6 protein-coding genes are annotated in these 5979 nt (G+C 71.9%); all 6 read left to right on the top strand.

Annotated elements, in window-relative coordinates; all coding sequences use genetic code 11:
- Nucleotides 1-309 precede the first annotated feature (309 nt).
- Nucleotides 310-1065, top strand: a complete 756-nt coding sequence (locus Q7F20_RS17530; protein WP_305741347.1) for a pseudouridine synthase — start codon at nucleotides 310-312, stop codon at nucleotides 1063-1065.
- A 19-nt stretch (nucleotides 1066-1084) separates the two neighbouring features.
- Entirely contained in the window at nucleotides 1085-2209 is a 1125-nt protein-coding gene (locus Q7F20_RS17525; RefSeq protein WP_305741345.1) for a prephenate dehydrogenase, read from the top strand.
- 185 nt (nucleotides 2210-2394) lie between these two features.
- A complete protein-coding gene (cmk, locus tag Q7F20_RS17520) occupies nucleotides 2395-3078 on the top strand; it encodes a (d)CMP kinase (protein ID WP_305741346.1) in 684 nt (227 codons plus the stop codon).
- A gap of 68 nt (nucleotides 3079-3146) precedes the next feature.
- Nucleotides 3147-4667, top strand: coding sequence for a ribosome biogenesis GTPase Der (gene der, locus Q7F20_RS17515; protein ID WP_305741344.1), 1521 nt, complete (start codon nucleotides 3147-3149; stop codon nucleotides 4665-4667).
- 20 nt (nucleotides 4668-4687) lie between these two features.
- Entirely contained in the window at nucleotides 4688-5323 is a 636-nt protein-coding gene (locus Q7F20_RS17510) for a hypothetical protein (RefSeq protein ID WP_305741343.1), read from the top strand.
- Between the two features lie 59 nt (nucleotides 5324-5382).
- Nucleotides 5383-5922: a hypothetical protein gene (locus Q7F20_RS17505; RefSeq protein WP_305741342.1), complete on the top strand. Its 540-nt coding sequence runs from the start codon at nucleotides 5383-5385 to the stop codon at nucleotides 5920-5922.
- The last annotated feature ends 57 nt before the right edge of the window (nucleotides 5923-5979 follow it).

Raw genomic sequence — 5979 nt, 5'->3', positions numbered from 1 at the left:
CGCGAGCCCGCTCGCGAGGACCGCCGCACCCCCGACGGCCGCCCCAGCACCGTCTGGCACAACGGTCGCCGGTACGTCGGCGGCACCACGACCGCGCGCAACGGCGACCGCCCCCGCAGCACCGGTCAGCGCACCGCGGGCCCCCGCGGCACCGACCGCCGCACCACCCCGCAGCCCGAAGGAGCCCGCGACCAGCACGGCCAACCGCTGGAGGGCACGCCCGAGCGCCCGATCATCCCGGACTGGGACGCGGCGGACGCGAGGGGGGAAGCCGGTGCCGCACCGCGCCTCCAGGCAGACGGCGAGCGTCTGCAGAAGGTGATCGCCGCTGCGGGCGTGGCGTCTCGCCGGGTCGCGGAGAACCTGATCGTCGAGGGCCGCGTGACGGTCAACGGTGAGGTCGTCGACGCGCTCGGCCGCCGCGTGGACCCCGAGACCGATCAGATCGCGGTGGACGGCGTCCCCGTGCAGATCGACAGCTCGCGCCGCTACGTGCTGCTCAACAAGCCCACCGGCATGGTGTCGAGCCTGCAGGACGAGCGTGGGCGTCGCGACCTGTCCGAGTACGTCGACCGGTACGAGGAGCGCCTGTTCAACGTCGGGCGGCTCGACACCGAGACCTCCGGACTGCTCGTGCTGACGAACGACGGTGACCTCGCGCACGTCCTGGCACACCCGTCGTTCGGGGTGACGAAGACGTACATCGCGAAGGTCCGCGGCAACGTGAACCCCGCGACGGTGCAGCGGCTGCTCGACGGCGTGGAGCTCGAGGACGGGCCGATTGCGGCCGACAAGGTCCGGCTCCTCGAGTCCTCGCGCGGGGAGTCGCTCGTCGAGATCACGCTGCACTCCGGCCGCAACCGGATCGTCCGCCGCATGCTCGACGCGGTCGACCACCCGGTCCTCGAACTCGTCCGGCGGTCGTTCGGACCGCTGCACCTGGGGTCCCTGCCGATCGGCAAGACCCGGGAGCTGTCGACGGTCGAGCTCGGGTCGCTCCTCCGCATCGCCCGTGAAGCGAAGGCTTCTCCACAGGTGGCGGACGGCGACGAGTCCTCGGACTGACGATCGGTAGGCTTGCGGGGTGACCGACGCCACCGCCCCGCTCGCCGAACCGGAGATCGACCGGCGGCTCCGGGGGCCCGTGCGCATCGTCGGCGCGGGGCTGCTCGGCGCGTCGATCGGCCTGGCGCTGCGTGAGAAGGGCGTCGAGGTCGTCCTCGACGACGTCTCGCCCGCAGCGCTGGCGCTCGCCGTCGACTACGGTGCCGGGCGTCGGCCGGCCCCCGGGGACGCTCCCGAACTCGTCGTGGTCGCGGTCCCACCGGACGTCGTCGCGACGGTGGTCGAGCGTGAACTCGCAGCCTTCCCCGGTGCCGTCGTCACCGACGTGGCGAGCGTGAAGTCGGGGCCGCTCGCGTCGCTCCGGGTAGCCGGTGCCGACGTTTCGCGCTACATCGGGTCGCACCCCATGGCGGGCCGCGAACGCAGCGGGCCCACCGCGGCGCGTGCCGACCTGTTCCTCGGGCAGCCGTGGGTGATCGCCGGACACGACGACATCACCTACCAGCGCGCCGCGGTCGTGGAAGACCTGGCGCTCGACGTCGGCGCGACCGTGGTCCCGATGGAGCCGGAGTCGCACGACCTCGCGGTGGCGTACGTCTCGCACGCGCCGCAGCTGGTGTCGACGCTGATGGCCTCCCGGCTGCGCGACGCCCCGGACGGCTCACTCGGGCTGGCGGGCGGAGGGGTCCGCGACGTGACCCGCATCGCCGCGAGCGACCCGGGGTTGTGGGTGCAGATCATCGGCGCGAACGCGTCGCGCATCCGCCCGGTGTTGGCAGACCTCCGCGACGACCTCGACCGGGTGCTCGACGCGCTCGACGACCCGACGGCCCCCGGCTCACCGCGCGCCCTCGCCGAGACCATCGCGGCAGGCAACCGCGGCGTCGAACGGCTGCCGGGCAAGCACGGCACCACGAAGCGTTTCGCCCAGGTGGTCGTCCTCGTCGACGACACCCCGGGTCAGATCGCCGCGCTCCTCACGTTCATCGGGGAGATCGGCATCAACCTCGAGGACATGCGCCTCGAGCACTCACCGGGCGCGCAGATCGGCATCGTCGAGGTGTCGGTCGTGCCCGAGCAGGAACAGCGACTCGTCGACGAGCTCGAGGGTCGCGGATGGAGGATCGCAGCAGCATGGGCCTGAACGAACCGAACGAAGCCGTCGCCGAGCAGGAGTCCGGCGTCACCGGGGGACCGGACGGCCCGGACACCGGACTGCCGACCCCGGGGGACCAGCCCGGTCCGCTCGGCGGCGGCGACCTCGCCGGCGGTCTCGACGGGCAGGGCGGCGGCGAACCCGGCTCGACGCGCGACCCGCTGCCGGCCGGGCTGCCGGACGGCGCCTTCGTCGCGAAGTTCGTCATCGCCGTCGACGGTCCCGCCGGCAGCGGCAAGTCGAGCGTGTCCCGCGCCGCGGCGCGCGCGCTCGGGTTCGGCTACCAGGACACCGGTGCCGCGTACCGCGCGCTCGCCTGGCACGCCCTCGAGCAGCGGGTCGACCTCGACGACGCCGCCGCGGTGCTGGCGAGCTGGGACACCTTCGACTACGAGATCGGCACCGACCCGGACGCCTACTTCGTCCGCGTCAACGGCACCGACGTCACCGACGCGATCCGGACGCCCGAGGTGACCGCGGCGGTCGCCCACATCGCGAAGCTGCCCGAGGTCCGGCAGCGGCTCGTGCAGCTGTTCCGGAACGTCATGCGGAAGGCCGAGGGCCGGGGCATCATCACCGAGGGTCGCGACATCACCACGGTCGTCGCGCCCGACGCCGAAGTCCGGATCCTGCTGACGGCCGACGAGTCCGTTAGAATGGCTCGGCGCTCGGCTGAGGTCACGACCCAGTCGGCCGCCGAGACCTCTGCCGCACTCGCTCGTCGCGACGCGGCGGACGCGAAGGTCGTCGACTTCATGAACGCCGCCGACGGCGTCACGACGCTCGACTCCACCGACCTCGACTTCGACCAGACCGTGCAAGCGGTCGTCGACCTGGCCCGCGCGACCGGGCACTGACCACCAGGGCCACGCGCGGCCACGCACTGACAACACGCGGCCGAAGGGTCGCCGGCAAGGACACCCACATGGCGCAGCTGGACAACCCAGAACACGACGACTTCCCGGATTACGACGACGCCCTCGGCGAGCGGCTCGCCGGGCTCGACGAAGCCGAGGCCGAACAGCGGGCGAACGCGCTCCGCGCCGGGCTCGAGGACTACGAGCTCGACGAAGAAGACGTCGCCCTGCTCGAAGCCGGACAGCTCGGCGAGGACGGCATCACCTACCTGCCGGCCTACCCGGTGCTCGCGATCGTCGGGCGACCGAACGTCGGCAAGTCGCAGCTGGTGAACCGCATCCTCGGTCGCCGCGAAGCCGTCGTGCAGGACACCCCCGGTGTCACGCGCGACCGCGTCGCGTACAAGGCGGAGTGGAACGACAAGCGCTTCACGCTCGTCGACACCGGCGGGTGGGAGCCCGACGCCAAGGGCATCAACGCCTCCGTCGCGGCGCAGGCCGAGGTCGCGATCGACCTCGCCGACGCCGTGCTCTTCGTCGTGGACGTCACGGTCGGCATCACCGCCACCGACGAGCACGTCGTGAAGATGCTCCGTGGCACCGACCGGCCGGTCATCGTCGTCGCGAACAAGTCGGACGACGACCGACGCGACCTCGACGCGTACGAGCTCTGGAACCTCGGCCTGGGGCAGCCGCACCCGGTGTCGGCGCTGCACGGTCGTGGTGTCGCGGACCTCCTCGACCTCATCATCACGACGTTGCCCGACACGTCCGCCGTCGCCAAGCAAGAGGTGGGCGGCCCCCGCCGCGTCGCGATCCTCGGCCGGCCGAACGTCGGCAAGAGCTCGCTCCTGAACAAGGCCGCGGGTGAAGAGCGTGTCGTCGTCAACGAGCTGTCGGGGACGACCCGTGACCCGGTGGACGAGCAGATCGAGCTCGGCGGACGCGTCTGGCGTTTCGTCGACACTGCCGGCATCCGCAAGCGCGTACACCTCCAGCAGGGTGCCGACTTCTACGCCTCGCTCCGCACGACGGCCGCGCTCGAGAAGGCCGAGGTCGCCGTGGTGGTCCTCGACGTCACCGAGCCGATCTCGGTGCAGGACCTCCGCATCATCGACCTCGTCCTCGAGTCCGGCCGCGCGCTGGTGCTCGCCTACAACAAGTGGGACCTGCTCGACGACGACCGGCGCCGCTACCTCGAGCGCGAGATCGAGCAGGACCTCGCGCACGTGTCGTGGGCTCCGCGCGTGAACATCTCCGCACGCACCGGTCGTCACCTCGAGAAGCTCGTGCCGGCGCTCGAGACCGCGCTCGACTCGTGGGACACCCGCATCCCGACGGGCAAGGTCAACGCCTTCATCGCCGAGCTCGTGCAGGAGCACCCGCACCCGGTCCGCGGCGGCAAGCAGCCGCGCATCCTGTTCGGTACGCAGGCGTCGAGCCAGCCGCCGACCTTCGTGCTCTTCACGACGGGCTTCCTCGACCCGCAGTACCGGCGGTTCATCACGCGTCGACTGCGCGAGGTCTGGGGCTTCTCCGGAACCCCGATCACCGTCAACATGCGGGTGCGCGAGCGCCGCAAGCGCTGAGGTCGACCAGGAGTCCGGGCATGACGAGGGCGAGACGACGATGGCTGTTCGCAGCGGTCGCTGTGCTCGCCCTCGTCGTCGTCGTGATCGCCTGGCGCACGATGCAGAGCGAGCGTGGTGCCGACACCACGGAGCCGGTCGTGACGACGACCCCGCTCGCCGAGCAGGGCGGCACACTCGTGTCCCCGTCGAACACCCTCGGCGCCCCGATCGCCGTGCCCGACGCCGAGGACCCCACCGACGGGTCACCCATCGACACGTGGTGGCGGCGTGTCCCCCCGGTCGCCGGTGACCTCGTCCCGATCGACGGGCACGCTTCGGGACACGTCCGGATCGCACGCGCCGGGGAGCACCTGCTCGTCCGGATCACGGACCTCCGGGTCGCCTCGTCCGACGGTGAGCCCGCCGAGGTCCGGGTGGTCCTGTCCCAGGGCACCGTCGTCGGTGAGCGACCAGCCGTCTGGACGCAGGACGGCGAGGACGACGACCTCGGCACGATCCCGTCCGACGTCGGGACGATCACCTTCGACCTCGAGGCGCCGCGCGGGATCCCGGACCCGGTCCGCTCGCTCGTCCTGCTCGATCCCGACTCGGACTCCGGCTCGGATTCCGGTGTTCTCGTCTTCGGGGGTGCCGCGCTCCTCCCGACCGACTGACGTCCGTCCGTCGGGCGGCTCGTGCCGGTTCTCGATGCCGGATGCGGCACCATGGGAGGGTGACGCAGCAGAACGCCGGGCTCGGGGCCCTCGCCGACCGCCTGTGGTGCCGACTGCACCTCGATCGGCTGGCCGGAGGCCGTCAGGCGGACTACGTCATCCGCGAGGACATGCTCGACCACCCCGAGACCGTCCGCTCGTTCCGGTGGATCCGCTGGCTGCTCGTCGCCGAGACGGTGGTCGGACTGACGGCGATCGTCGTGGCGATCCTCCTGACGCACGCCGGGCAGACCGTCCCGTGGGCGGTGTGGTTCCGGGCGACCGTCGTGCTCCTCATCACGCTGACGCTCTACGTGTTCGCGTGGCGTGCGCAGCTCGGGTACTACTGGGCGTACCAGCGGCTGCGGTTGTTCAGCCGGATCTTCCCGGTCGTGACACTCGTGATCGCGGCGATCCCGGGGCTCTACCCGTTCTGGATGGTCATCGAGCAGATCGTGTTCTCGCTGCTGATGATCGGCATCGGGGACGTGCTGACGACGGACCACATGCGGGCGACGTTCCCGAAGCCGGCGCGGCGCTCGGGGGCCGCCGCGGGGTGAGGGGTGCCGGGGGCGCGGGCGGGTGCGGGCGCGCGGGCGCTCGGGTGGGATGCTCGG

It is taken from the genome of Curtobacterium sp. A7_M15 (assembly GCF_030705415.1).
Taxonomy (GTDB): domain Bacteria; phylum Actinomycetota; class Actinomycetes; order Actinomycetales; family Microbacteriaceae; genus Curtobacterium.
This window is presented reverse-complemented; position numbering and strand designations above follow the sequence as displayed.